Source organism: Streptomyces ossamyceticus (genome assembly GCF_001418475.1).
In the GTDB taxonomy this organism is placed as follows: Bacteria; Actinomycetota; Actinomycetes; order Streptomycetales; family Streptomycetaceae; genus Streptomyces; species Streptomyces ossamyceticus.
This window is the reverse complement of record NZ_LIQX01000142.1, coordinates 15,831-39,953: the sequence shown is the minus strand read 5'-3', so window position 1 is coordinate 39,953 and position 24,123 is coordinate 15,831. Positions and strand designations below refer to the sequence as shown.

Below are 24,123 nucleotides of genomic sequence, written 5' to 3'. Positions count from 1 at the left end.
ACCGTCTCCTCCGCCAGGGCCACGGCCGTGTGGCTCAGGTCCAGGCCCAGGCCGCCGGGGCCCGGGGAGCGGGCCGAGACGACGACGCGGACGTAGTCGCCGTCCCGGCCGACGCTGACCCGCGCCCCGTCGGGCGCCGCGCGCCGGGCCATGGCCGCGACCGCGTCCGGCGGGTCCTGGCGGGCGGCGGCACGGGCCCCGACCCGCGCCGCGTCCACGCACTGGATCTGGGCACAGGCCGCGAGCAGGGCCCACACGAGGGCCATCGCGAACAGCACCAGCACGGGCAGGGCCATGGCCGCCTCGGCCGTCACGAACCCCTGGTCGCCGCCCAGGGCCCTGCCGCGCCGCCGTGACTCACTCCCCGCCACTGAGGGCCCGCCCGACGATCTCCTGCAGCTCCGCCTGGACCTGCCCGCTGGTCACCACCTTGTAGAGCACCGCGGCGAAGGCCACCGCCGCGATGATGCCGACGGCGTACTCGTCAAATTCCTATGCATCCATTACAATGGATCATGAAAAGGAATCGAACGCATGTACGACATGGAGGGAAAGACAGCGGGAATTCTTGTCCGCATCAGTGACGACCGAGAAGGCCGCGCACTGGGCGTCAAGCGACAGGAAGAAGATAGCCGGTACTTGGCTCACCGGCTGGGCGTAAATGTGGCGCGCATCTACGTTGAGAACGACATCAGCGCAAGCGCCATCGCGGGGGCAGACCGCAAAGAGTTCGAAGAGTTCATGGCCGACTGGCAGTCTGGCGTCTTCGATGTCCCCCTGGCCTACACGACGGGTCGGTTGACCCGCGACAACCTCGTGGCCGAACAGATCATCCAAACGGCAAGGCAGCGCGGCATCAGCCCGTGCTACGTGGCTTCACCGTGGTTCGACCTCAACACGGCAGCCGGACGCCGTAGTTACCGCAACCAAGCGGTCAACGACACCGGTGAAGCCGAGGACATCCAAGAGCGCGTCACTCGGGAAAAGCTCGACAATGCACGCCACGGAAAGTCGAGTGGTGGCCCCCGCACCTTCGGCTACGGCAAGGTCATTGGCTACGACCCGGTGAAAGAAAAAGACATCATCGACCCGTACGCGGTGCGCCCCGAAGAGATCAAGGCACTTCAGGAGGGCAAGCGCCGCATCTTGAAAGGCGACAGCCAGTTCGTTTGCGTCCAGGGCTGGAATGACCAGGGCATCAAGACGGTACGAGCGGGCCAGAAGACGAAGAACAAGAAGACGGGCGAAGTCAAAATCTGCAACGGCCTTTGGGGTGTCGGCAGCTTCAAGCGCACAATGCTCAACGAGAGTTACGTGCAGTTCGACCCGACCGGCCACCCCACTGACTGCCCGTGTCTCAAGAATCCCGATACCGGCGGCACGCGCGTTCATAAGAACGAGCGCCACCGTGCCAAGTGGCCGTACGTCTTCACCCGCGCCGAACACGACGCCATGAAGGCTATGTTCGACGGCCGCGAAGTCTTCTGGGTGAACAACGGCAGCCTCCGGGGACGCACGTACCTCTTGACTGGCTTCACTGAATGTGGCGGCACCTGGCGCGACACCGAGAAGCAGGGTCGCTGCTGCGGCAGCGCGATGGTCGGCCAGGGCAAGACGTACAAGCTCAAGGACGGCAGCGTTAAGTACCAACGACGGTACGCCTGCAAGAAGTGGGATAACCGAGGCGAGCGGTGTGGGTGCCATTCGGTCTTCCGAATCGCAGACCCGATCGAGGCGTTCGTGACGCAGCAGGTTCTCTACCGCTTCGACTCACCGGACATCATGCGGGCGCTGGTGCCGCCAACCAACGAGCTGCGCATGTCCCAAGTAGTCCAAGAGATCGGTGAACTACAGACACGCCGCGAAATGTTGGCCGCTGAGTACGCACGGGGCGAGCATGACAAGGAGGACTACCAGATCATGAAGAAGACCGTCGTCGAAAAGATGGCGGCGCTGGACACCGAGAAGAAGCAGCTCATGAGCGCTCAGGCCAAGAGCTTGGCCGTTCCGACTGACGGTAATCTCCGCGCAATCTGGGACAACGCCAGCATTGAGTGGCGCGCAAGCGTTATTCGGCTTGTGGTCGAGAAGGTGATAATTCATCCGGGGCGACCGGGCTCGAAGAAGTGGCCGGACAAGAACGGCTGGGTGTTCGACCCTGACTTGATTGAGATTGTCTGGCTGCACTAGGACAAGAAGCTGGCAACGAGTGGCCGAGTGAGCGGTACCCCTCGGCCACTCCTCATTGCCGCACTGTGGGTTCTCCTACAGCTCCGTGCATACCTCCAAGCGGCCCAAAGAAGTGGATACGCAACATTCCCACCTTCGAGACGTCGAGGTTCTTGAGCGGTACTACTTTGCCGTATTGGAGTGTGAGTGACCTGAGCACTCGGTTCGTACCCTGATTGATTACCTTGACTGTCAACGTTTCAGTCTTGTCGTCGCCGTCAGAGTCGGCAGAAATTCCGAACGAACCATCAAACCGCGAGTACTTCCCAGACAGCTTGATGTCGAAGTAAGCATCTTCGTCGTCTCGGCAAACGAGGGTGCACTGCGCAATAAACCCGCTATCGAACGTCTCACTGCCGATCGTGACGTCTTCAGCGTTCCAATCGGTATCGGTACCGCCCGTGTTGCCATTGGCCGACGCCTGCATGCCATCAGGCACACGACTCCCCGAAAGAAGCACACTGATTGGTTCGCTGAGCTCCTCGCCGCCTACATCACCAATCTGGCCTGTATCGTCACCAGAACCCTCGGAAGTCCCAGAATCCTGTGAGCCAGTCTCTTCACCACTTGGCGATTCAGATGGAGGTGAGGACGATACTTCCTCGGCAGGGTTGTTGTCCCTGGGCTTATCCGTTGCCTCACCTTCGGGACAGGATGAGTCTTCGAGACATACCTTCCCATCCCGCCCCGTAGTCTGATTGATCGTGTCGCCGCAGCCAGCCATGGTGAACACGGGTAGCGCAACAAAGGTGGCGCTACAGACTGCCTTTTTCCACGCTCGCATGCAACGCTCCGAGACCTAGCACTTCGAGTTGACGCAGACAGTACCGTCCCGGCCGGTCTTCTGATCAACCTTATTGCTCTCCGACTTCATGCAGCCGGTGATCACCGCTCCGATAATTACCGCGAGCGCTCCGATTACGCCGACCATGATCGCTACTTTGTGATCCGTGGTCCAACTGGGCATTGGCGCCTCCCGTCGCTGGGAAGCTGATGATGACACAGCATCGAAGGGGATCCCGGTGTCGTCACGAACCAGTGTGACTCTGTTGCTGGTCCGTGACGATCTGAGAGCATGCTGAAGATCCCATTCCGCTTAGCGGCGCGATTGTTGGGGCGAAGTCTGGTTACCTACCGGTCGGTTCGCAGACTGGTGCTTCTTCGCAACTGGGCCGGCTCGCTGACTGCGATGCACTCCAATGCCCTGAACCAATAGTGCCAGCTTGGCGATCACGGCGGAGTGCTCCACTTTCAGGGGCACTCCGCTTTTTGCTGTCGAAGCGCGTAGGCGCCGTAAATCTTCTTCACTCATCTCCCATAATTATATATCAATCACCCGCAAACTCCGACAGTCAAACTTCCCCACCCCGCTGCCAGCTTGTTTTGGCGTAATAGAAGTACGGCCGAGGAATCCCCCTCGACCAAGCACCGAAACACCGAGTGGAGCAGAAAGATGGCAATCGTCAGCCAGAAGGTCTCGGACCTCAGCGGTAAGCAGGGGACGGACAAGCAGTTCGCCGCAGTCGTCGTCCGGCAGCACCCGGACATTGACCAGCCGAAGGCGCTGGACGTGCTCGTCACCGAACTGAGCGCGTTCAAGGACATCAGCGATGACCTGGTGATCCTCGAAATCACGACGCCCGATGGCAAGAAGCGTGACGCGTACGTGCCCCTGGAGGAGTTCAACAAGGCCGCCGACAACATGCCCCAGGTTCTGAAGGACGCACGCGGCACCCGTGGCCGCGTCCCCGGAACCAAGGTCGGCAACGGCGGCTGACCCCCAGTCTCCGTATCTGCCAACGCTCCCGGCAGTACGGAAATCCCCCGTCCTGGTGGCTCGCAAGGGTCATCGGGGCGGGGCTCATCAACTTAGCCCCGTGAGGTTCACCTCTGGAGTGAAACGACCGTCACTCCAGACGCAGTCCCACGGTCGAGAACCTAGGTGATCCTGTGATTACCGGCATTTTGTTCCCCTGCGACGAGGAACAGCCCATCAAGCGGATCGAGTTCGACGCGGAGAACCATACGACCATTCAAGAGATGGTTGAAGGTTCGTTCGAGGCATTCAACCTGGACACCCCGCCGGCTTCGATTTTTGCGAACGACGAGGCGATGCTTTGGTCGCTCCCGTTCAACATGCGTGCGACGGTCCTGCTGTGGCAGCACGCCAAAGGGCTCCGCGGCCGGACGTATATCAGTGGGGATGCAATCCTCGTAGGTAGCGCGGATGGACGCGGATTCACCAAGTCGGTTCCCATCGAGCTGATCGAGCTGCTCCTCGAAACCGAGACGTACGGCGTGGAGTTCCTGCACCGTCCGGACGGCCCGTGGTCGCGTAAATCGCTGACCTTCACCGACTGGTTCGATGCGTACAACTTCGCGATCATCCACGAGGAGACGTACGCCACCGTGAGGAATGCTCGGGTCATCCGTGCCGAGTAGCGGCCGGTGAAGTGCCCCGTTCTAGCGATCCTTTGGCGGTCGCTGGAACGGGGCTCAGTTATTTTCTCGCACCTCTAAATGAACGTTGTAAATTCTACTCTTTGCAAAAATACCTAATGATGTCATAAATAGAAACAGGTCGGGCACAATACCCGACGTTACTCGTATATCGAGTACCGATCCTATCCCGCATGGAAACATGCGAGAAGGAGATGATTCCTAATGTCGGAACCTCGTCACGGATATTCGTGTACTTGCTGTGCCCCGAGGGGACGCGGCCGTCGTGGAAGCTGGAGCCCCCCGACCGGTGGCAGCAGCGGCGACGGCAACACCAGGGCTTCCGTCGAGAATGGAACGTTCGACGGCAAGGACGCTCGCATTGAGCGTGGCCAGACGGGTCGTGCCGACCGTATCGACGTCTACTACGGCGGACTCCTGGAGCCGAAGGGCGACGGTCACGGCCACGTCGTCTCCAATGACGGCGTTTACATCAGCTACTGGCGTCTGCCGAAAAGCGAAGGAGGCGCCGTCGTACTCAACGACCAGTACGGCAGCACTAAGCGCCTGAGCGAGCACATGCCACTCTGGTCCTAGCGGTGAAGACCTGGACAAGTCTTAAAACTGTCCGGCTTTTTATTTGGCAGAGATTTTTTTGATCAACCCCTCAAGACGGTCCCACAGGCTATCGATGTAATCCTCCGGATCGATAGATTGGTCATCAGGCCATCCAGGAGGCCAACCGGGAGCTTCAAGCGCTCCAAACTCCGAACAGAGTTGATCTAACTCGTCGTTATACCAAGGCTCTCTCCTGCCTACTTCAAGTGTTGCGACAAAGACATAGTGTGCCAGATCATAATCGGAAGCCTGATGCGCCTTTCGGTATTTGATTGCCGCAAGCCAGAACCCAATGAGATCTTCTTTTGTTGTAATGGGAAGCAATGCGTTAAGTTTCGGAAAGTTCATACTTCATATTTATTACACACAGCGCTAGAAGTGTCAATTATCTTCCAGTGACAGCAAAAGAGACTTACCGTCTCCGGGCGGTGTTTTTGTTTATCTCAGAACAGCCGACAACAAACTTTCCGCTCTTTCTCAGCAAAACCACATCCCTCCTTGGCATAGTAAAGCGTAAGAGCAACACTACGTCCGCGTACAACTCGCAGCCACACGGACTAGTTGCTCGCAGACGACAACATGAAGGCGTCCACCACAAGACCGCACCGGCCTTGTTTTCAAACTGCCTTCGTCGTAGCCGTCGACGTTTCGTGTAACTAGAGAAAGGAGGGAGCACATGAAGCAACACCCCAATAACAAACGACATGGTCCGCCAGATCAAAGCGGCCTCGCCTGGTTCGAGCTGCACTTGCCGCACGACCTGTCGCCCGCCGATGTGGTCAAGGCACTGCAACCGCTGGCGTACCGGCCCTTGGTCGGCTGGTTCAAGGACACGCCGGCCGTCGCCTTTGAACTCCGTGCACTTCCCGGCAGTGTCCGCTACTGGTTCGGCGCCGACCCCAGGGTCAGCAGTGAGCTCCCTGGACAGCTGCAAGCACAACTGCCCGGCCTCGCGGTCGTACCCGTCGCCACCCCACCCCGACCGCTCCCGCAGTTGGCGGCAACACTTCACGTACAGCCACCCACACAGCCGCTTCGACCAGAGATGACGAGCGGCATCACGGCGGGGCTGTCCGAGGTTGTGAAGACCCTCACCAAGGGCGAATCGTTCGCGGTGCAATGGGTCGTCGGTCCGGCACAAGCCCGGTACCGACGACCAGAAGCGTTCAGCGTGACGCGGGCGCTCGGCCTGGTGGCCGTCGCCAAGGAGACGACAGAAGACAAGCGGCTCTGGAAGCACAAAGCTTCCGAGCCGCTTTTTCATGTCCGGAGCCGTATCGGTGCACGTTCGCCGGTAGCTGGTCGGGCTCGTGCCATCGTGCGGACTGTTGGTGAAGCGCTCCAGCTTGCCAGCAGTCCGTACGCAGACGTACGAGTCAGCCGACCATCTACCCGTAGCGTGCACCAGCTCAACACTGTTACCGGTGCTCGGTGGTCCGGCATCCTCAACGCCGCCGAACTTGCCGCCGTCCTGGGGTGGCCGGTAGACGGTACCGACGTACCGGGGACACCGTGCGGCAAAGAACATCCAGCGCCAGCATCACTCCTGCGACCGGTAGATGCGACGAACCATGCGAGCGAACGCGTCCTCGGTGCCGGCCTGCACGGAGGTCAGCGCGACCAACTGGTGACGCTGCCGACGGAAAGTACCCTGCACCATCTGCACGTCGTCGGGCCGACAGGGAGCGGCAAGTCCACACTGCTGGATCAGCTTGTCCGTGCCGACATCGCGGCGGGACGAAGTGTCTTCGTTCTCGAACCGCGCGGCGATCTCGTAGAAGCGATCCTGGCCGGCGTGCCCGCGGAGCGGCGTAAGGATGTCGTCGTCATCGAGCCCGGGGGTGCCGACAAAGTCGTCGGCTTCAACCCACTGGCCGGTCCCATCGAGGAGGCCGAACAGCGCGCCGACCACCTGTTGCACTTGTTCCACGAGCTCTACGACCGCAGCATCGGGCCGCGAAGTACTGACGTTCTTCTGCACAGCTTCATCGCGCTGGCTCGCAGCAACGACGGCACCCTTGCTGACGTGCCGGTGCTGCTGACCAACGCCTCCTTCCGGCGTCGGGTGCTCGCTCAGACCAATGACCCGCTCGTCCTGGCCCCGTTCTTCTCCTGGTACGACGGCCTGTCCGAAGCCGAACGCCAGCAAGTCATCGCGCCCGTGCTCAACAAGACGCGGGCATTTTTGACCCGCACGCCGATCCGACGGCTGGTTGGTCAAGCGGCACCGCGGTTCGACGTGAACGAGATGTTTCAACGTCCACGCATCGTGCTGGTGAACCTGAACACCGGCGTCACAGGCGACGAGACGGCTGATCTGATCGGCGCGCTGCTGGTGACGCAGCTCTGGCAAGCGATGCAGCGACGGGCCATGGTGCCCTCGACCTACCGTCAGCCGGCCATGGTGGTTACCGACGAGGTGCAACGGTACTTGCGGCTGCCGGTAGACATCGGCGACATGTTCGCCCAGGCGCGTGGGCTTGGTGTCGGGCTCACGGTGGCGCATCAACACTTGGCACAACTCTCGCCGAAGCTCCGCGCCGGTTTCACGGCGAACGCCCGCAACCGTGTTGCCTTCCGTCCAAGCACCGAGGACGCAGCGCCACTCGCCACTGTTCTTGGTGGCGGTCTCACTGCCGATGATCTGCTGCTGCTGGGTGCGCACGAGGCGTATGCCGAAGTCCTGGTGAGCCGCACCCCAAGCGAACCGTTCCGTATCCGTATGCGTCAGCCGGACGGGCGTCGCCTCAGTGATCCCGCCGACCTACGCAACGAGAGCGCGGCACGGTACGGCGTCGACGGCCAGGCGCTCGACGCTGCCCTTGAACACCGCTGGCAAGCACACACTTCGACGCTCAGCGCTCCGATCGGGCAGTTGCCTCGGAGGTTCACCTGATGCCTTCGCCTCGTGGTTCGCGTCGCCCTTCACGTCGTGTTGGTTGCCCTGGACGTTTCCCCCCTGTTCGAGGGAGGTACGCGCCAGCGAGATTTTCACCAACAGGAGTTTTCCTATGGTGAAACCGTCCTCGCCACAAAACGCGCGGGTAGCCCGGTTGCGTCATCAGCTCAGTCCGCGTGATCTCGCCGTACTGGGCATCTTGCAGCGCGTACGCCTGGCGAGCCTGCGCCACCTACAGCGACTCCTCGTAGTGGATGGATCGCCACGAGCTCGAACCCGTCGTGCGCAGCTCATGATGACGCGACTTACCGAACTCGGTCTGGTGACGCGGTTCTCGCGGATCATCGGGGGTGCGCGGGCAGGATCGTCCGGCTACATCTACGGACTGAGCGGGTTGGGACAAGCCGTCGTCGAGACGGACGGCCCGCTCGGTGGCAGGCGTCGCCGGGTGTGGGAGTCGAAACCGTACTTCCAAGACCACATGCTCGCCGTCTCTGAACTCTACGTTCAGCTCGTCGAGCAGCACCGGCTTGGTCAGGGTGATCTCTTGGCGTTCGACGCTGAACCCGCCGCGTGGCGTCACTTCACCGGGAAGCTGGGTGAACTCGTCATGGTCAGACCGGACGCCTACGTGCGGATAGGTCGCGCCGCCATCGAGCACAGCAGCTTCGTCGAGGTGGACATGGCCACGGAGACGCTGCCAACGATCCGAAAGAAGTGCCTGCGGTACGTCGAGTACTGGCGAAGCGGCGTAGAGCAACAGTGGCGGGGCGTCTTCCCGAAGGTCGTCTGGCTGGTTGAAACCGAGCATCGACGCACGCGGATCGCGGGCGTCATCCGGAAGCTCGCCCTCGATGCCCAGGCGCTCTTTGATGTCGGTCTCCTCTCAGCCGGCCCGCAGCTCTTTGGAGAAGGCAATCAAGGAGCCGCCGCATGGTGACGAAATCACAATGCCGAGGCCCGCCTTTGGGCTTAACAGAATGATCAAGATGCGTTTAACTAGAAGGAGGAAATACACTTATGAAAGAGTCAATCATGCGTGCTGTCAACTCTGGGGAGTACGACACCAAACTACTATCGGTACCTCAAGCTATGGAACATCTGGGTATCCGGAGCAGGTCGAAGCTCTACGACCTGATACTTGGAGATAATCCAGTGATCAAGTCAATAAAAATCGGTCGCAGCCGAAAGATCCCCTTCGGCGCCATACGCGAGTACGTTTTGGAGCAGTGGAAACAGGAGTCATTCGCCTGATGGCACGCCGTAGGACGAATGGACAGGGTTCGATCTCTCCACGCAAGGATGGACGCTGGGATGTTGCCGGTTGGGCTATAACCACGAGCGGAGAGAAGAAGCGCAAACGTACTACCGTCAATACTCCAGAGGAGGCTGATAGATGGCTCACCGAGCTGAAAGCCAATCAGCACAAAGGCATCCCGACATCGGACAGAGATTGGAAGCTGAGTGACTACCTCGACTACTGGCTAGAGGAAGTCGTTAAGAAGGAGGATGCATTAAAGACGTACGAGCAGTACGAGTGCGTATCACGGCTATACCTCAAGCCAGCAATTGGCAACATGCGACTTACTAGCATCAGGGTCCAGACCGTTCAGGCGCTACTTGGCCAACTACTTGAACAGGGTAAGTCGGTCAGGAGAGTACAGACCGTCAAAACAACACTCAGCGCCGCTCTCACTCACGCAATGCGTAAAGAGTGGATCGGTCGCAATGTTGCACGACTAGCCCAGACCCCGCAATATAAGCCTAAAAAAGCTGTGCCTTGGACCGTCGAGGAAGCAAAGCAGTTTTGGGAGGTTGCCAAAGAGCACAGATTGGCGGCTGCCTGGGGGCTTGCAACATACGAAGGACCGCGCCGAGGAGAAATCCTCGGCCTTCGGTGGCAAGACATCAACTTTGCCACCGGAGAGATCAAGTTGGTTCAGCAGCTCCTCAAAGTAGAGAAGGGGAAGCCGATAATTGGTCCACTCAAGACAGACTCTAGTGAGCGTGAACTACCTCTATTGTCTGTACTCCAAGAAGGATTTAACAGACTCGCTGAAGAGCGACGGGGCCGACCAGCATCGGAACACGACCTCGTATTCACTACGCGCGACGGTAAGCCGATTGACCCCCGTAACTTTTCGGATCACATGTTCAAACGGCTTTGTAGGTTAGCTGGCGTGAGGTGGATTAAGTTCCATCACACGAGACACACCGCAGTCTCCATGCTTGAGTTCCTGGGCGTATCGCCAACTGTGGCCAAGGAGATAATGGGACACAGCAGTGTGCTTACCACCCAGCAGCATTACACCCATGTGTACACGGATAAAAAGAAGGATGCGCTGGAGCTTGTTGAACAAGCACTCCAGACATCCAAAACCGCCCAGTCCGATGAGGCTGGGCGGTTGGTGGCTGCTCTTGACGGTAGCCGTCAAGTTAGCCGTCAAAGTCATTCCTTGAACGACTTCTTGACATGGATCATATCTGGAGGGCCAAGAGGGAATCGAACCCTCGACACCCTGCTTAAGAGATCGGTCCACGACACCGTAAATAAGCGCGTCACCGAGGTTGATGCGCTCTTGCAAGACCGTCGTCGTCGGTGGGTGCTCGGTGTCGTTGCCGTCAGCGCTGCCGTCAAAAACACCGGGGGTGAGGACGTCGAGCTTGCTGCGTAGATCGAGCCTGCCAACCCACCGCCGGCCACGGCCACTTGACCCGTGCGACCTAGCTGCGCAGGACGCACGTGCTGTGCGGTAATGGCTGTCGTGGATCAGAACTCACTGCGAAAGCTCGTGGAAGGTCAGCTCCTCCGACTGGAGGGCAACGCGTTCCAGGACTGCATGGACAGGCTCGGCCTGGAGCTGTACCCCAGCGACTACCAACCTGTGCGAGCGGCCGGGCCGAAGGGCGACACCAAGAACGATGGCTACTGCCCGAAGGCTCGGGTGTTCTTCGCAGCACACGCGACGCGCGGTGAGCGAATCGACAAGACTAAGGCGAAGATCCGTGGTGACTTGGAAGGCTGCCTCCAGGAGCACCGTGACGTACGGGTGTGGCGCTTCCTCACCAACGACACCTTGCCGGGCGAGGTCGACCAGTTCATCGACAACGAGCTTCGCCCGTTGTACCCCAGCGTCTCCATCGAGGTGTGGGGGCTCAAGACGCTGGCCGACGAGATCAGCAAGTTCAAGAAGGAGCAGGTCGACAGAATCATCGACGTCATCACGGTGGACGAGCCGGAGTTTGAAGTCGTGCTGCTCGACCACATGAAGACAGGGCGTGACCTCTGGCCGATCCTCTCCGGCTGCCTTGGATGGTTGCCGCATGAGGAACCAGACAACTGCACCGACGAGGAGCAGGACCTCATAGACAGCGCCGTTCAAAGCTTCCGGGACTGGAGCGACGTCTCGTCAGACATCGAGTTCTCTCGCGCCTCGGTACGGGACGCACAGCGAAGCATCACCGCCATCCTGGAGGAGCTTGCGGAGAAGAAGCTCGCTCTCTTCGCCGCAACGAAGGACGACTATCCCCTCACTGGTGGCCCATCGCCGTTCTTGGGGACTGTGGCCATCTTCAGGATCACGCGGGTGATGAGTACGGACGGCGTACCCACCAACGGGTGACGAAGGTGCCCTACCGGGCATGAACCGCAGGTTCAACTGCGCGCCGGCCACGCGCTGTAGGTCGACGCGAACCGGCTACACCAACCAGCACGCTTGAATGACGAGCGTCGCCCTGCCGTCCTCGCTCTTTGTCGGGGCGACGCTTTTTCAGCCCTACTCCTGGCTGCCCGTGGAGTCTTCTGGAGCCTTGAGGCCCTGCACGAGGTCGCCCGCATCAATCCCGAGCGCATCGGCCAGCTTGAGGATGTTGTGCAAGCTGACGTTGCGCTGGCCGCGTTCGACCTGACCAATGAACGTCCAGTGCATTCCGCTGTCGTCGGCAAGGCGTTCCTGACTCTTGCCGAGCTCGTTCCGGCGGGCACGCACCCGCGCGCCGAACGTCTGCGCTGCGTCTGAGATGGGCTGTTTTGCCATGGCGAGCCCTAGCCCATACGTCCCAAGCCTCAAGATCCAGAGAGTATGTGTCCCAACACTCTGCATCCCATGACTTTGTGTCCTATTCTGGCGTGGCAGTTCTCGAACGAGGGGAGGTGATGATCATGTTGCACGCCAAGGGCAACGGTGGTGGTGGCGGAGACACGAAGCGCTGACGCTCGTCCCCGCGTACCCCTGGAAGCCCCGAGTCCACCCCGTGGCTCGGGGCTTCCTGCTGAGCGAACCATTGCTCTGACCTGCGAGTTCTGTATAATTGATCTTGTATATGTCGAGCCCGTTAGAACGTCTCTACAAGACCAAGCTTGCACTGCTCTCGACCATCGTCACGGTGGTTGGCATTGCCCTGATGGTCATCGCTCACTGGGCAAGCGGCAGTATGGCCGTGGGCTGGCTCAACGCTCTGCCTGTCATGGACGTGGGCTCGGCACTCTTCACGACCGGGCTCATTGCCATTGCCTTCGCCTACATCGACCAGACCGACGGCGAAAAGCGAGCCAACGCACGGTTGCGGAAGATCCTCGTTGAGGAAGCGTCCGCCATGCGTGACGCTGTCGTAGACGGCTTCGCCTTCGCCCCGGACTCCCTGACCAATGTTGCCTCGGACAAGACGCTTGACCGCATCGTCGAGAACACGTTGGGCATCCGGCTCGGCGACAAGGAACTTGCTGCTGACGCGTATCGAGACTTGAAAGAGCAGATCATCGGGGCGAAGCAGCGCCAGGAGGACGCCCACGTTTCAGTAGCACTCACACCTTGGAAGAACGGGCCGGCTTCCGGCGAGGGCTCGATGTTCGTAGCCACCATCTCGTGGGAGTCCCGTGTCACGCCACCGAATCGCATTCTGCGCTTCTCATGTGTTTCAGATAAGAACCTCTACAGAGAGCTCTCCGTAGACCCGGCTTCCACGGTTGCCTGGTACTTCGGGCGAAACAGCGGCCTCGATGCCGCTTCCCCTGCTGTCTTCGATCTGGTGCAAGTCGCGGTGGATGGAAAGAACCAGAGCATCCGACGTAGCGTTCGCAAGGGAGGCCAGGTCCTCACCTGCACCCTCGACGACGAGGTAACTGGGAAGGACGAAGTCACCATCTCGTACACGTACCGCGTCCTGGTCCAACGGCACGGCCACACGCTTCACCTCGACTTGAGCCAACCGACCAAGAACTTCCGCGCTGAACTCTGGTACGGCGACTGCGGCATCCGTCGCATGAACGTCCTCGACTACCTGTCCGGTCCGCGGCAGCCGAGGTACCGACACCTTGAAGCCTCCGATCCATCCCCGAGTGTCGAAGTGGCCTACGAGGGCTGGACGTTCCCGAAGGGCGGAGTCGCGTTCGTCTGGGTGCTGGAAGACGAGATGGACGGAAGCAAGCTGGCCGCAGGCGTGAGCCGGTAGCTTCGATCTTCCACAAGGGGACGTCGACAGCGGCGGCCCCATCTCTGGAAGCGTGTGATCTAACCACACGCCGGCGGGGGGCGGTAGGTCGCACCGAACCAACCGCAGACACAACAGCACCCCGTGCCATGCTCGGCTACGGGGTGTTCAAGGGTCGGCGAACCCACGGGGCAAGAAACTGTCTATACGCGTTCGCTGTCGTTGGGGCGCTCAACACCAGAGATAGACAGGAAGTACTGGCGGTCTTCGGTGAGGCTCGCGTGCAGGAACATGAATCCGGCCTTACCCAACTCGGTGATGATTTCGGGCGTCGATAAGTGCCACGCGCGAAACAGAAGAATGGCATCGCCCTTCTCTAGGTGCACCTCGCGCTTCTTGGTGCCGCCTAGGTCGAACTGGATGTGCAGCGCCGCCTTGAGCCGGACGCGTACATAGCGCATCTTCTTTTCGCTGTCGAAGCCACTCTCTACGTCGTACGTCGAATCGTCGATGTTCAGCAGATCAAGAATGTACTTGAAGTTGGGTGCCAGGCTAACCGAGCCTGGCACCGGCCCTAAGTCCAGATACCGCCTCGATGCTTCGGTGTCCGGCTTGAGCGTATGGATCAGGAGGTCATTGCGGTGCATGCTGTTGAAGATGGGCTTAAGAGCGTCATTGGAAGAACGGAAGTTGACCGAGGTGCCTCCAAGCAACAGGACAAGGTTTAAAGTTTGGTCGGCCTCCTCATCGAGCATGTCGGCTACGACCAGGTCGTCAAACTGCTCGTTGGTTATGTCCCGTTCGTAGCCCTCAAAGTGCACGGCGTCGCCATACCACTCTTTGATGTTCCGCTTGGCTATCCCAAGCATCGCCGGGCTGATGTCGATACCGATATAGCGATGAAGTACACCACGCTCAAGCAGGTGTCCCAGCAGCTCCTTGACCGGCCGGGCGTTACCGACCCCGAGGTCGATGACGTTGACCTTCTTCTTGTTCTTGAGGAAGCGGTCGATGGTGACGAGGTTGTCCTGGATGAGTTCGATGGTGCTCATAAGCGAGTTGGCCGCACCCTCTGACTCGAAGCGCTCCATCCGGCCTTCCCAGTTCTTTGCGCCATCCTGTAAGTAGTTGTACTGGAGCGGAATTTCACCGTGGACGCTCAGGTTCGTAATGATGTCGAGGATCTGGCGCTCGCTATAGATGTCGAAGAACTCTACTTTCGGCTGGACCACCTTGTAGTACGCCGCGTTTCGGTGCTTCTTACCCTTCTCGGCAAGTACCTTCAGCACAAGACGGTTTTCCGGGGTGTCTAATACGAAGGCGGACTTTCCCTTCGCGTAAAGCTTCAAGTCAACCTGGCCATGCTTGGCTGAGTCAATCCAATTGTAGACGGTCTTCGCAGATACGCCGTACAGATCGGCAAGTTCGGATTGTTTAAAGTAGGGCATATTTAGTTGTTACTTCGGTTACTTAATATTGCATGCTTCACAAAAAATCGGTAAGATAGAAGCAGCATGGCGCTTTTGCTACCCACTCATGGCGGGGATTGCTTTTTACACCTCTAAGGCAATTATACGCCTCTAAACCAGAAAGTGGAGTTTTAAAGCTGAGCGCATATTACCTACACATAATATACACTAATTGCGCCTCCTTTGAAATATTCCGCCCTAAAGTCAAAGGAAGACGCATAATGAAGAATACGCAACCAGTGCCAGTACCCCGAAGAGAGTCCGAAGCCTCCCGGCTTCTGCGTGCAGCCACGACCCAGAAAACCGATCCCTTCTTAGTGTTCGAGGTAGGTTCCCAAAGTACGGATCATGTCTCGCTTGGCGAGTTCAAGGCTGATGAGCGGCTCGTTGGCTTCTCGATCGAAGTAGCCCCGTACTGCGATCCCGAGGACGTGAAAGTACAGATCACCAAACTGGCAGCGGCGTACGACGCGTACGAGCTGGTGATGCATGTTGCTAATCCCAGCCACCAGACAGTGACCGTCGAGGTACAGCGGCTATGAGCGGTGAACTGTTGGCTTCCGAAGTCATCCCGCCCCACGAGGACAGGCGCATCGTCATCGGGGAGTACGAAGCAGAGGAGCTGATCCCCGAACTGGACGTCACCGACAACGCAGACGGCTACGACCTCGTAACGTGGGTACGGAACGACCAGCGCATGGCGGACGGCTCCATGCGCGTGGTGCTGTTCGTCCAGAACTACAGCAGCCAGTCCGTGACTGTCTTCGTCAGGCGGAAGCCAGACGGCTACTGATCTCGACGACCAAGCAGCAGTACGCTGCCACCTGGAACGCCCCGTAGCCGACCACGGCACGGGGTGCTGTTGTGTCGGCACGCTGGATCGGCTCGACCTACGGCGTTCGCCGGCGTGCGATTGGATCGGAGGGTTTCAGTGCGAGGCCGCAGCCGTCGATGGCCGCAGCGTTCAGCGGTTGCCGTCTGCGGCGGTAAGCGGTGACGTTCTCACCCGCAGCCAGCGGGGAGACGGGACCGACCGCAGCTACTCGTGCATCTGGCGGCGTCTGCAACGGCTCGACCATGACGGCACCGCAGACGGCAGTAGAAGCCGACGATCCAAGGCTACGCCGGCGCCGAGGTTTGGTCGGGCAGATCAAAGTGCCAGTCCGCCTGATCTGACCCACGAGGCGCACATCGTCATGAAGGGACTACTCGTCCAGTGTCAAATCCTCGCTGTGCTGGTGCCGCAGCTGCGTAAGGATCAGACTGCCGACGCCGAGCACCCCGAACGCATAGCGCTTGGCGTCCGCGCGCTTCTGGATGTTATGACGGTCAACGTTCCCGAGCGCCTGGGTGAAGCCCATCCCGATCCCGCGCCAGCCCTCCCACTCCCCAGCTTCCTTCCCAAGCCGGAACTGGCCATCGTTCGCAAGGACCTTGGCGAACAAGCCCTTCCCAACGAGCGTGCGTCCATCCCGGTCCTTCGGGTCACCACACCACTGACGAACACGATCCTCGACAAAGATCGCTGTCTGGCTCGCAACCGCCTGCCAGTTCTCATGCTGTACGTGGATTTGCACATGTGCCCAGAGGTCGGGATCGAAGGCAGTTTCGTCTACCGCGTCATCGCTCGTCCCGGCCTGCTCCAACTCGAAGACTGCGGCATCGAGGAGTCCACAGGCGCGTTTCACACCGTCAAGGAACGCCTTGCTAAATGCGCTGTCAGGCGTACTCGTAGAGAAGGCCATGAGGCTATATCGGTTCTTCTTGAACGCCTGTGTCAGATGATGGTCTACGCCAAGGGACCGAGTAAGGACGGATTGCACCCGCCCCTTCCACGAAGAGAACTTGTCATCCGCCTGGAGACGCAACCCCTCTTGCTGGGCCTCGTCCTTCAGCTGCTTCAGGTTCTGGATTGCTTGCCGCGTCTGCATTGCCGGATCATACCAAGATGGCCACCAGGCCAACACTGATTACTGCTGCAACGAGGAAGTCTTCAAGCAAGCGTCGGTTCTCGGGTGGTTGGGCATAAATGCGCCGCACGGCAACTGCGCTGGCTTGTCGGCGTGTCCGCTTCGGGGGACCCCAGATTAGTTGTGGCAGTAGTGGTTTTCTCGCTCTTCGAGCCATAGTTTGAATCCTCGTTTATCTCTGTTTCTATTATCCTCCTTCCACCTCTGTTGATCAATACTTGTCACCCCTGTTAGCGCCGTACTATCGACAACACCCCTACAACCGCACAAGTTCGGGGATCAGCTCAGGGAAAATAAGCACCCGCATCATTTCCTGTTGTTCCTCGGGCAACCGTCGGAAGATGCGAGCAAGCTCGTTCTTCCGTACCTGCTGACGCACCACGAACACCACGTACGGGAAGTAGTCGGCAGTACTGGCTTCGACCGCTCGCCAATACCCATAAATCTTTTCTCGGATACGGGCGGGCTGCTCCGTTCCCAGGTCGATTTCGAGGTAGAAACTACTGCTCCGCGACTGCTGCGGAAAGTCGACCGCTACGAACAAGTCCGCCCGTACAGCCGGAGGAACGGGGAGTTCAATGTCCCATTCCTTGACCGCAAGGACGCCCGCTCTTTCGGCCCGCCGCAGTTCCAAGTAGGTATCGGCAATCATGAGGGCGTGGTTGTTGACATTCGGCATCAGGCGGCCGTCGACGTCCAGGAGGAGCCGCCCGGCACGGCCGAGCTGGTACACGAACGCCCCGGCCCCGCCCTTGTCTCCAGTGGCTCGACGCCCTACTCGTGACAGGTACCCGAGCCGCACCAACCGCCCGAGCACCTTGTCCGGCACTGAGTGCGACCGATCCGCGAACAGCAGCTCCGTTAGATGGGTTGAGGCGAGCTGGGAGAAGGTGTGGGTGAGCTTGAGTACGTCGTAGTCGCGGTGGGTGAGCTCCACATCCGTCCCCCGTCCGGATAGACCCTGGTGTTCTCGCTGGTCAGATCAAGTTTTGGTAGAGGGGTAGACCTATGGTTGACCTACCCCTGGCCTACAGTGTTCGCCTACGCCGGGTACTTCCTCATGAAGGCTTCCACTCCATCCATGAGTCGCCGCACCTGGTCCCGGTCGTAGTCGCCGTAGTGGCCGTGCGCCGCCTTGTTTCGGAGGTCCATCCATGCGGTGACCTCCTTTTGCTGCAACCCGTCGTAGACGCCGGCCTTCTTGAGGTCGGCGTTCATGGTGTCGGCCTTCTTCGGCCTACCTGCCACCGCGGTGGTTACGTTGTTCTTCACGCAGAGGGCCCGCACGTGGACTTCGAGGGACGTCCCCGTGATAACCGCCGCCGCATCCTTGTAGCCCTTGGCCAGCAGCCCTTCGGCCATCTCCAGGTAGTCCCGATAGGTATCGGCGTGCACCAGCTCAACAACCGATTCAACCCATCCGGCAACCAGATCGTCGCGCAGCCCCAGTGCGACGATACGCACTTCCCTGAGCCGATAAGGCTGTCTTTTCCGGCGAGCCGAGTCAAGCTGCTTCATATACATAGAACTCGGGCGTGTAGCTCGCTCAATTGCGGCTTCAAGCCGGTTACTGAGAACGACGGGGTCGTCTGCCCCGTCATGCAGGAGAGACCAGTCATCGTTCCGTGTGTAGTTTTCCGACGCTTTGATCAGGAAGTTGAGCTGCTCGACTACCTTGTCGATGTTGGTCATTACGGTCCCTTTCGTTCTTGCACTACGCGGGGTACTTGAGCATGAATTCTCGCACTCCCCGAATGAATGCTCGCACTTCGGCATAGTCGTAGTCGCCGTAGTGGCCGTGCGCCGCCTTGTTTCGGAGGTCCATCCAGGCCGTCACTTGCTTCTGCTGCAACGTCCCGTAAACCCCAGCCTTCTTAAGGTCGGCATTCATGGTGTCGGCCTTCTTCGGCTTGCTGTCTACTTCAACATCCACGCCGTTCTTCGCACACAGTTCTCGCACGTGGACTTCTAGGGACGTACCCGTGATGACTGCTGCGGCGTCCTTGAAGCCGTTTTCGAGCAACGCAACCGACATCTCTAGATAGCTGCTGTACATCTCTGCATGAACCAGCTCGACAACGGACTTAGCCCATCCATCCCGGATGTCTTCACGCAGCCCTACCGCAACTGCACACAACGACCGAAGTCTGGTGGACGGATAGACCTTCGCTGCTCTGTCGCCACGCACCGCAGCGAGCTGCTTCAGATACGAGGACCCTGGAGGAGCGATTCTCTCAATAGCCGACTCCAGACGGTTAGAGAGAGCGTCTCCTTCCAGGATTTTCGCGCTCACTTCATCCCAGTCCCGCTGCCGGGACAGCTCGTTGGCCTGATGAATCAGCTCATCAAGTTGGGCTGCCATCTTCTCGATGTCTACCAAGGCCGTTCCTCCGTCTACGAGTTGATCACAAGAGAACAGGTCAGGATACGACCCGGTGGCAGCACGAGCCAGTGGATTACCGAGGTCCACCGAAGCGTCGTCGCTGGGTAGAAGGCGACGGTGCTGGCGGCATGCCGCGGCGCTGCTTGATCTCCGCCTCCACCTCGGCGACGGGTCGCCCGTAGTTCTGACGCGACAACCGCCGTACCTGGTCGGCAAGACCGGTTGGCTCTACGGGCGGCAGCGTGACCCCAGTGACTGGCGGGCCAACCCCATCGCCTGTGGCCAGGCGCATAATGACCTCAAAGCGCCGCAGGTTCACGAAGTCGTCGTCCGTCACGCTCCGGCCGAACTGACGGGCAAAGTCTCGTGCTTCATCTGACGACGGCTGGAACACGACCGTAGATCTGGCGTTGCTGCGGGTGGCGTCCTGGAGTTCGCGGGTGAGCTGCCCGAGGAACTGGTGCGCCACCGTCACCGCCAAGCCGAGCGACCGCGCTTGAGCGAACCAGTCAGCGGCGCCGATCGGCAGATTGATGAAGTCCTGGAACTCATCGAGGTACAGCATGGTGGGTCGGGAAGGATTCGCCGCTCCTGCCTGTACCGCGCTCCAGACGGAGTTCAGCAGCAGACTGCCAAGCAGCCCGGCCGTGTCCGCCCCTTCCGTCGCCCGGCCAAGGTTGACGAGCAGGATCTTCCCGCCTCGGATGACCTCGCCCAGGTCCACGGTGCTCACGCTCTGCCCGATGATGTTCCGCAAGGACGGCCTGGAAGTGAGCTGCCAGATGCGGTCGAGCAGCGGCTTGAAGTAGGCGTTCCGCTGCGGCCGACCGAGGCTCGTTATCTCCGCCCACCACCCGGCCAGTTCCTCGATGTGGGAGACGCCGTGGATCAAGCGCCGCGAGAGCTCTTCTTGATTCGGCCTTGGCGCAGCCAAGGGCTGGATATCCGCGAACGTCATAGGAGCGTCGGTACCCGTGCTCAGCATCAGGGTGAGGATCAAGTGGTAGAAACCCTGTCGCACACGTACGCCTCGGGCATCCTGCGGATACAGGTGGTCGAAGAGTCTTTGGATGTCGGCCGCCACTACGAACGCCGACCCCTGCAAGATGTTGAAGCCCACCGGATAGTCAGTGTCGCTCACGTCCAGGAGGACGACGTCAGATAGCCGTCGCTCCGGTACACGGTCCAGCACTTCCTTGAACAGATCGCCCTTGCTCTCGATGAGGACCACGCCGCGACCGGCGTTCATGTCCTGAGCGATGAGGTTCGTAAGCAGCGCCGTTTTTCCGCTGCCGGTCGGCCCCACGACCTGGAGGTGTTGAGCTGACTCGACCACCCCGAGGGCGAGCGGGCGTTCGTCTCCGGGGAAATTGCTCCGTGCGAGCACCCGCCCCGTTCGAGGAACCACGCCGGTCGCCGCAAGCTGCCGTGTCCGGGAGCGAGGAAGTCCAGCAACATGCGGTGAGCCGATCGGCCATGCGAGCAGCCCAACCAACTCGGAGCCGGCCAGCTGCATAGGAAAGAGTGTCGGCACCGTCCGCTGCTCAACCCGTGAAACGACGCGACCACTCGTCGTCAACCGCTGCTTGAGTCGGTTACTGCTACTTCCCGCACTGGCGAGGCTGGCTCGTACTCGCGACACGAGCTGGTCGCCGCGTTCCTTGGTCGGAGCCTTCATGGCTACACGCAGCACCCCGAGGAAGTTCGGTTCACTGAGCTTCGCCCTCACATCGTTGATGTGGTCACGGTCGGGGGCGGAAGCGAAGCGTCGACCCGGCACTACCAACTCGCCGGCTGCCTGTGGTGGACGCTGTCGAAGTGCCGGTGACACCACCCACTGAAGCAGTACCGCTTCACCCGGGCCGAGGCCCTGGAAGGACGCCAGCAGGCTTGCCGACATAGCCGCGGGATTCACGGTGCCGAGGCTGCGTCGTGGGTTCGTCTGTCCTAGCTCTACCGCGGCCGTCCATTGGTGGGCGGCATCATCCGCGCCCGCCGGCGTGGCGGTAGAACCGGGTACCAACGCCCGCAGCTGCCCCGTCAGGAATTCGGCCGTTTCTTCCGGCATCACCAGGCGGTACGAGATACCGCGCTCTTCTGCCTCCACCTCAAACACGAGGGACGACACCCCCAACAGGCGACGGGTACCAGTGGTGAGCGTCCCGGATACTGCCGTCAGCCACGTAGCCACTTGGTCGGCGTCGAGGTCCGACGGGAAGTTCAGCTGGTAGATGCGGGCGTCCATGCTCACCACCTCGTGATCCGGTGGTAGATAAATCCCAGCACGAGGAGCACGGCCAGGCCGCTGACGACGAACGGCAGCAGCGGTTCAACGGCGAGCCACAGCACGCGAATCGTGAACGCAGCCAGCAGCAGGAGCAGCAGGAAATTCCGAGCCTTTGCCATGGGTGACCTCTCGTGGAGAACCCGCCGACTAACCGTCGCGGCCGGCGGGGATCGAAAAGACGGGCATCTCGTCGTAAAATGGAACGTAGAAATGACGAGGGATCAAATGAACATCTGGGACCTAGAGAAGCGGGCTGTCCGTCGCCTTCGGGACGGCCTCGGTAAGCCGGTCGATCCGGCGGTCGTTGCGACGGTGGCGATCCTGCGCCTGCTGGGCTTTACGACCACAGGTTCATGCAGCGGACACGCTGACCGCTTGCTCGCTCCGTACGTCGACTTCCGCTCTGCCACCAACGCCGACGACCGGCAGCACATCGAGGAGGCACCCGACCCAGCCACTCGTCGACGTCGGAAGAACCAGACGATCCAGCGCAACGCCGCGGAGCTCGGTCGGCTCGTGTCCTTGTTAGAGCGCTTCTACGACGACGGCGCCGTTCCTTACCGGCAACGACTCATCTGCCAAGGCTTCGGGCTGATCGGATACCGACTCACCACGCAGGACGCCGACCTAGTGACGGTGGCCTCCAAGGACGAGCGTCGCGAGCTGGTAAAGCGCCAGCGCCACGAGTTCGACGCCTTCACGGCGTTCCTGAAGGCCGAGTTCTTCGGCACGAAGGACGACGCGCCATCCCGAGCGGCCTGAGCCGCCGCTCGGGATGGCTTGGCGAACAACTACTCGTCTTCGTCGTCAGTGACGATCCAGCCGTCACTACCGCACGTGTCGCAGTCGATCGGCTCCTCGACACCGGGCGGGGCAACGAGGCCAGAGCCCCCGCAGTCCGGGCAGAGCTTGTTTCCCATGTTCATCACCTCCTCTCAGTCTTGATTGGGGTGGAGCAGCCGACCTACCGAGCGCGGCCGGCTGCGGGTAGAAGGGGCGGATCAACAGCCGCCTCAGCGACCCAGGGGTGACGCTGGCCGAGCGAACTCGGCTGTCTTCCCCTGGGTGGTGAACCCCCGGCCATCTGTCGGAAGGGGGCGGTGGGTGGATCAGTGGCGCTTGTCGTAGTCGACCTCGTCCAGCACTTCGCGGAAGATGTCGGTGTCTTCGGGACGACTGCGCACGATGGCGTCGATCTCGCGCTTACGCTTCGCCCGCTTGGCTCGATGTGCTGACGGACCACTGAGCCGGGACAGTGCCCAGATGGCGAGCACGATCAGGACGAAGGCGGTCGCACCGCTCGCTTGTCCGCCCTCGCTGGCTGCTTGGAACATGGGGGTCACCCCTTTCAGTCGCGACGGTGGTTGCGGACGACTTCATGCATCCGGCGCACGGTGTCGTGCTTGCGCCTCCGCATGTCGATGACTATCTCTTCAGCGCTGCGCTGCCTGGGGCGCTGAATGCTGCGGAGGGTCCTCCGCTCGTCGAGGTAGCTCTCGATCAGAAACCAGGCGACGGCGAAGATGAGCGAGCCGAGCACCAACCACAAGCCGGTCAGATTCATCGGTTGCCGCGCCTTCCGAAGTCACGAAGGTCGGAACGGTAGTTCCGAGAGTCGTAGTCCCACTCGTCGGCAACGTCCTCGGCGATGCAACGGTCGAACTCCTGGAGGTGCATGGTCGTCTCGACCTGACGCCGCCGCTGGTTGTAGCGGATGCCGTCACCGAAGAACCGGTTGACCAACACGCAAGCCCCGATGAAGAGGACGAGCAGCACCAGGAGGTAGAAGCCGCCCAGCGCGGACAGTTGCCCTTCGGTCATGGCCTGGATCATTTTCAGTACCGACCTTCCTGCCGATGCCGCCGAGCCGTTCGGCGCATCGCGTGCATGGTGTTGTACTTGCGGACACGCATGGCGGTCTCTTGTTCCTTGGCAGCGTCGTGAAGGCGCTGTTGCTGTCGCCGCCGCTGACGCTCGGCTTCTTTCTTCTGCTCCACCCTGTCGTGCAAGTAGCAGCCGCCCAGGATGCCGAAGCCGGTCAAGAACATGCCGACGAGCACGAGAGCGTGGAAGGCATCCATCAGAAGCCCCGGCCGAACTCTCGAATGTCCCGCGCCGTGGTCTGCGCGAATTCCTGAACGATGGGGATCAGGAGGGTCGCAAGGAACTGGTCGCCATTCGCCAGAACGCGGGCGAGGTTGCCGACGTCGGCAACGTCCGCCATGCCGTCCTCAGTGAGACGACGACGAACCATTGCCCGCGCTTCGGTCTGCCTGCCGCTGTTGATGAGCTGGGCCAGATCGAGTTCGCCCCGCTGCTGAATCTCACGTATGGCACGGGACGACCGACGAGCTGCGGCCCTGCTGTTGCCGCCCTCGTACCTGTTGAGATCGCTCATG

At 60.4% G+C, this 24,123-nt stretch carries 29 protein-coding genes; 12 read left to right on the top strand and 17 right to left on the bottom strand.

Annotation, left to right across the window (positions count from 1 at the left end):
• Both AOK15_RS12355 and AOK15_RS41995 read right to left on the bottom strand, forming a co-directional pair.
• The coding region (locus AOK15_RS12355) for a TadE family type IV pilus minor pilin (RefSeq protein ID WP_055515846.1) at positions 1-371 on the bottom strand (371 nt) is incomplete at its 3' end.
• Complete coding sequence (locus tag AOK15_RS41995) at positions 358-456, bottom strand: DUF4244 domain-containing protein (protein WP_240508398.1); 99 nt, start codon at positions 454-456, stop codon at positions 358-360. The genes AOK15_RS41995 and AOK15_RS12355, both read right to left, overlap by 14 nt.
• A 78-nt stretch (positions 457-534) precedes the next feature.
• Between AOK15_RS41995 and AOK15_RS12350 the strand changes: the two genes are divergently transcribed.
• The gene (locus AOK15_RS12350) at positions 535-2,190 is read left to right on the top strand and encodes a recombinase family protein (protein ID WP_055515844.1); all 1,656 of its coding nucleotides are present in this window, start codon (positions 535-537) and stop codon (positions 2,188-2,190) included.
• Positions 2,191-2,242: 52 nt separating this feature from the next.
• Here the strand turns inward: AOK15_RS12350 and AOK15_RS44975 are convergent, their stop codons facing one another.
• On the bottom strand, positions 2,243-2,962 hold the full coding sequence (locus AOK15_RS44975; RefSeq protein WP_157870228.1) for a hypothetical protein: 720 nt from the start codon (positions 2,960-2,962) through the stop codon (positions 2,243-2,245).
• A 720-nt stretch (positions 2,963-3,682) separates the two neighbouring features.
• On the opposite strand from AOK15_RS44975, the gene AOK15_RS12345 reads away from it, so the two are divergent.
• A complete protein-coding gene (locus AOK15_RS12345) occupies positions 3,683-4,006 on the top strand; it encodes a hypothetical protein (protein ID WP_055515842.1) in 324 nt (107 codons plus the stop codon).
• A gap of 173 nt (positions 4,007-4,179) precedes the next feature.
• Entirely contained in the window at positions 4,180-4,671 is a 492-nt protein-coding gene (locus AOK15_RS12340) for a DUF3846 domain-containing protein (protein ID WP_055515840.1), read from the top strand.
• A gap of 633 nt (positions 4,672-5,304) precedes the next feature.
• Here AOK15_RS12340 and AOK15_RS44970 read toward each other — a convergent pair.
• Positions 5,305-5,634, bottom strand: coding sequence for a hypothetical protein (locus AOK15_RS44970; RefSeq protein WP_157870227.1), 330 nt, complete (start codon positions 5,632-5,634; stop codon positions 5,305-5,307).
• A gap of 328 nt (positions 5,635-5,962) precedes the next feature.
• Between AOK15_RS44970 and AOK15_RS44965 the strand changes: the two genes are divergently transcribed.
• From AOK15_RS44965 to AOK15_RS12320, 5 genes are all read left to right on the top strand, one after another.
• The gene (locus AOK15_RS44965) at positions 5,963-8,182 is read left to right on the top strand and encodes a type IV secretory system conjugative DNA transfer family protein (protein WP_157870226.1); all 2,220 of its coding nucleotides are present in this window, start codon (positions 5,963-5,965) and stop codon (positions 8,180-8,182) included.
• Between the two features lie 115 nt (positions 8,183-8,297).
• Entirely contained in the window at positions 8,298-9,125 is an 828-nt protein-coding gene (locus AOK15_RS12325; protein ID WP_063798971.1) for a replication-relaxation family protein, read from the top strand.
• A gap of 80 nt (positions 9,126-9,205) precedes the next feature.
• Complete coding sequence (locus AOK15_RS41980; protein WP_079058441.1) at positions 9,206-9,439, top strand: helix-turn-helix domain-containing protein; 234 nt, start codon at positions 9,206-9,208, stop codon at positions 9,437-9,439.
• On the top strand, positions 9,439-10,860 hold the full coding sequence (locus AOK15_RS41975; RefSeq protein WP_079058440.1) for a tyrosine-type recombinase/integrase: 1,422 nt from the start codon (positions 9,439-9,441) through the stop codon (positions 10,858-10,860). Before AOK15_RS41980 ends, AOK15_RS41975 begins: the two co-directional genes overlap by 1 nt.
• Positions 10,861-10,941: 81 nt before the next feature.
• Positions 10,942-11,808: a hypothetical protein gene (locus tag AOK15_RS12320; RefSeq protein ID WP_240508397.1), complete on the top strand. Its 867-nt coding sequence runs from the start codon at positions 10,942-10,944 to the stop codon at positions 11,806-11,808.
• 153 nt (positions 11,809-11,961) lie between these two features.
• On the opposite strand, the gene AOK15_RS12315 is transcribed toward AOK15_RS12320, so the two are convergent.
• A complete protein-coding gene (locus AOK15_RS12315) occupies positions 11,962-12,222 on the bottom strand; it encodes a helix-turn-helix domain-containing protein (protein WP_048821281.1) in 261 nt (86 codons plus the stop codon).
• Positions 12,223-12,508: 286 nt separating this feature from the next.
• Between AOK15_RS12315 and AOK15_RS12310 the strand changes: the two genes are divergently transcribed.
• Positions 12,509-13,636, top strand: a complete 1,128-nt coding sequence (locus AOK15_RS12310) for a hypothetical protein (RefSeq protein WP_055515832.1) — start codon at positions 12,509-12,511, stop codon at positions 13,634-13,636.
• 182 nt (positions 13,637-13,818) lie between these two features.
• Here the strand turns inward: AOK15_RS12310 and AOK15_RS12305 are convergent, their stop codons facing one another.
• Entirely contained in the window at positions 13,819-15,063 is a 1,245-nt protein-coding gene (locus AOK15_RS12305; RefSeq protein ID WP_107099393.1) for a class I SAM-dependent methyltransferase, read from the bottom strand.
• 242 nt (positions 15,064-15,305) lie between these two features.
• Here AOK15_RS12305 and AOK15_RS12300 point away from each other — a divergent pair, with 242 nt between their 5' ends.
• Entirely contained in the window at positions 15,306-15,626 is a 321-nt protein-coding gene (locus tag AOK15_RS12300) for a hypothetical protein (protein WP_157870225.1), read from the top strand.
• Between the two features lie 11 nt (positions 15,627-15,637).
• Positions 15,638-15,877, top strand: a complete 240-nt coding sequence (locus AOK15_RS12295) for a hypothetical protein (RefSeq protein WP_157870224.1) — start codon at positions 15,638-15,640, stop codon at positions 15,875-15,877.
• A gap of 412 nt (positions 15,878-16,289) precedes the next feature.
• Here AOK15_RS12295 and AOK15_RS12290 read toward each other — a convergent pair whose 3' ends face one another.
• From AOK15_RS12290 to AOK15_RS44950, 6 genes are all read right to left on the bottom strand, one after another.
• Positions 16,290-17,015, bottom strand: a complete 726-nt coding sequence (locus AOK15_RS12290) for a TIGR02391 family protein (RefSeq protein WP_240508396.1) — start codon at positions 17,013-17,015, stop codon at positions 16,290-16,292.
• Positions 17,016-17,310: 295 nt separating this feature from the next.
• The gene (locus AOK15_RS12285) at positions 17,311-17,991 is read right to left on the bottom strand and encodes a replication-relaxation family protein (protein WP_055515824.1); all 681 of its coding nucleotides are present in this window, start codon (positions 17,989-17,991) and stop codon (positions 17,311-17,313) included.
• Between the two features lie 104 nt (positions 17,992-18,095).
• Positions 18,096-18,746, bottom strand: coding sequence for a hypothetical protein (locus AOK15_RS46040; protein WP_079058439.1), 651 nt, complete (start codon positions 18,744-18,746; stop codon positions 18,096-18,098).
• A gap of 22 nt (positions 18,747-18,768) precedes the next feature.
• Complete coding sequence (locus AOK15_RS44960) at positions 18,769-19,434, bottom strand: hypothetical protein (protein ID WP_157870223.1); 666 nt, start codon at positions 19,432-19,434, stop codon at positions 18,769-18,771.
• Positions 19,435-19,510: 76 nt separating this feature from the next.
• Positions 19,511-21,682 carry a type IV secretory system conjugative DNA transfer family protein gene (locus tag AOK15_RS44955; RefSeq protein WP_157870222.1) on the bottom strand — a complete coding sequence of 724 codons (2,172 nt, stop codon included), beginning with the start codon at positions 21,680-21,682 and terminating at the stop codon, positions 19,511-19,513.
• 2 nt (positions 21,683-21,684) lie between these two features.
• Positions 21,685-21,843 carry a hypothetical protein gene (locus AOK15_RS44950; protein ID WP_157870221.1) on the bottom strand — a complete coding sequence of 53 codons (159 nt, stop codon included), beginning with the start codon at positions 21,841-21,843 and terminating at the stop codon, positions 21,685-21,687.
• 106 nt (positions 21,844-21,949) lie between these two features.
• Between AOK15_RS44950 and AOK15_RS12265 the strand changes: the two genes are divergently transcribed.
• The gene (locus tag AOK15_RS12265) at positions 21,950-22,486 is read left to right on the top strand and encodes a hypothetical protein (RefSeq protein WP_157870220.1); all 537 of its coding nucleotides are present in this window, start codon (positions 21,950-21,952) and stop codon (positions 22,484-22,486) included.
• Between the two features lie 347 nt (positions 22,487-22,833).
• Here AOK15_RS12265 and AOK15_RS12260 read toward each other — a convergent pair whose 3' ends face one another.
• From AOK15_RS12260 to AOK15_RS12240, 5 genes are read right to left on the bottom strand one after another with little or no spacing between them, the layout of a single operon-like run.
• Positions 22,834-23,058: a hypothetical protein gene (locus AOK15_RS12260; RefSeq protein ID WP_157870219.1), complete on the bottom strand. Its 225-nt coding sequence runs from the start codon at positions 23,056-23,058 to the stop codon at positions 22,834-22,836.
• Positions 23,059-23,072: 14 nt separating this feature from the next.
• Complete coding sequence (locus tag AOK15_RS12255; protein ID WP_055515817.1) at positions 23,073-23,288, bottom strand: hypothetical protein; 216 nt, start codon at positions 23,286-23,288, stop codon at positions 23,073-23,075.
• Positions 23,285-23,545, bottom strand: a complete 261-nt coding sequence (locus tag AOK15_RS12250) for a hypothetical protein (protein ID WP_157870218.1) — start codon at positions 23,543-23,545, stop codon at positions 23,285-23,287. Before AOK15_RS12250 ends, AOK15_RS12255 begins: the two co-directional genes overlap by 4 nt.
• 14 nt (positions 23,546-23,559) lie before the next feature.
• Positions 23,560-23,805 carry a hypothetical protein gene (locus tag AOK15_RS12245; RefSeq protein WP_055515812.1) on the bottom strand — a complete coding sequence of 82 codons (246 nt, stop codon included), beginning with the start codon at positions 23,803-23,805 and terminating at the stop codon, positions 23,560-23,562.
• A complete protein-coding gene (locus tag AOK15_RS12240; RefSeq protein ID WP_055515810.1) occupies positions 23,805-24,122 on the bottom strand; it encodes a hypothetical protein in 318 nt (105 codons plus the stop codon). The genes AOK15_RS12245 and AOK15_RS12240 overlap by 1 nt, the downstream gene beginning before the upstream one ends.
• Position 24,123: the final 1 nt, after the last annotated feature.

Bases quoted from the DNA above. Each gene is read 5' to 3' on its own strand.
- AOK15_RS12265 (WP_157870220.1), top strand. From the start codon at position 21,950: ATGAACATCTGGGACCTAGAGAAGCGGGCTGTCCGTCGCCTTCGGGAC.
- AOK15_RS44955 (WP_157870222.1), bottom strand. From the start codon at position 21,682: ATGGACGCCCGCATCTACCAGCTGAACTTCCCGTCGGACCTCGACGCC.
- AOK15_RS12240 (WP_055515810.1), bottom strand. From the start codon at position 24,122: ATGAGCGATCTCAACAGGTACGAGGGCGGCAACAGCAGGGCCGCAGCT.
- AOK15_RS12325 (WP_063798971.1), top strand. From the start codon at position 8,298: ATGGTGAAACCGTCCTCGCCACAAAACGCGCGGGTAGCCCGGTTGCGT.
- AOK15_RS41975 (WP_079058440.1), top strand. From the start codon at position 9,439: ATGGCACGCCGTAGGACGAATGGACAGGGTTCGATCTCTCCACGCAAG.
- AOK15_RS12350 (WP_055515844.1), top strand. From the start codon at position 535: ATGTACGACATGGAGGGAAAGACAGCGGGAATTCTTGTCCGCATCAGT.
- AOK15_RS12290 (WP_240508396.1), bottom strand. From the start codon at position 17,015: ATGCAGACGCGGCAAGCAATCCAGAACCTGAAGCAGCTGAAGGACGAG.
- AOK15_RS12320 (WP_240508397.1), top strand. From the start codon at position 10,942: ATGGCTGTCGTGGATCAGAACTCACTGCGAAAGCTCGTGGAAGGTCAG.
- AOK15_RS12305 (WP_107099393.1), bottom strand. From the start codon at position 15,063: ATGCCCTACTTTAAACAATCCGAACTTGCCGATCTGTACGGCGTATCT.
- AOK15_RS12260 (WP_157870219.1), bottom strand. From the start codon at position 23,058: ATGTTCCAAGCAGCCAGCGAGGGCGGACAAGCGAGCGGTGCGACCGCC.
- AOK15_RS12245 (WP_055515812.1), bottom strand. From the start codon at position 23,805: ATGGATGCCTTCCACGCTCTCGTGCTCGTCGGCATGTTCTTGACCGGC.
- AOK15_RS12250 (WP_157870218.1), bottom strand. From the start codon at position 23,545: ATGACCGAAGGGCAACTGTCCGCGCTGGGCGGCTTCTACCTCCTGGTG.
- AOK15_RS12315 (WP_048821281.1), bottom strand. From the start codon at position 12,222: ATGGCAAAACAGCCCATCTCAGACGCAGCGCAGACGTTCGGCGCGCGG.
- AOK15_RS44970 (WP_157870227.1), bottom strand. From the start codon at position 5,634: ATGAACTTTCCGAAACTTAACGCATTGCTTCCCATTACAACAAAAGAA.
- AOK15_RS12255 (WP_055515817.1), bottom strand. From the start codon at position 23,288: ATGAATCTGACCGGCTTGTGGTTGGTGCTCGGCTCGCTCATCTTCGCC.
- AOK15_RS46040 (WP_079058439.1), bottom strand. From the start codon at position 18,746: ATGACCAACATCGACAAGGTAGTCGAGCAGCTCAACTTCCTGATCAAA.
- AOK15_RS44950 (WP_157870221.1), bottom strand. From the start codon at position 21,843: ATGGCAAAGGCTCGGAATTTCCTGCTGCTCCTGCTGCTGGCTGCGTTC.
- AOK15_RS12310 (WP_055515832.1), top strand. From the start codon at position 12,509: ATGTCGAGCCCGTTAGAACGTCTCTACAAGACCAAGCTTGCACTGCTC.
- AOK15_RS12300 (WP_157870225.1), top strand. From the start codon at position 15,306: ATGAAGAATACGCAACCAGTGCCAGTACCCCGAAGAGAGTCCGAAGCC.
- AOK15_RS44965 (WP_157870226.1), top strand. From the start codon at position 5,963: ATGAAGCAACACCCCAATAACAAACGACATGGTCCGCCAGATCAAAGC.
- AOK15_RS12345 (WP_055515842.1), top strand. From the start codon at position 3,683: ATGGCAATCGTCAGCCAGAAGGTCTCGGACCTCAGCGGTAAGCAGGGG.
- AOK15_RS41980 (WP_079058441.1), top strand. From the start codon at position 9,206: ATGAAAGAGTCAATCATGCGTGCTGTCAACTCTGGGGAGTACGACACC.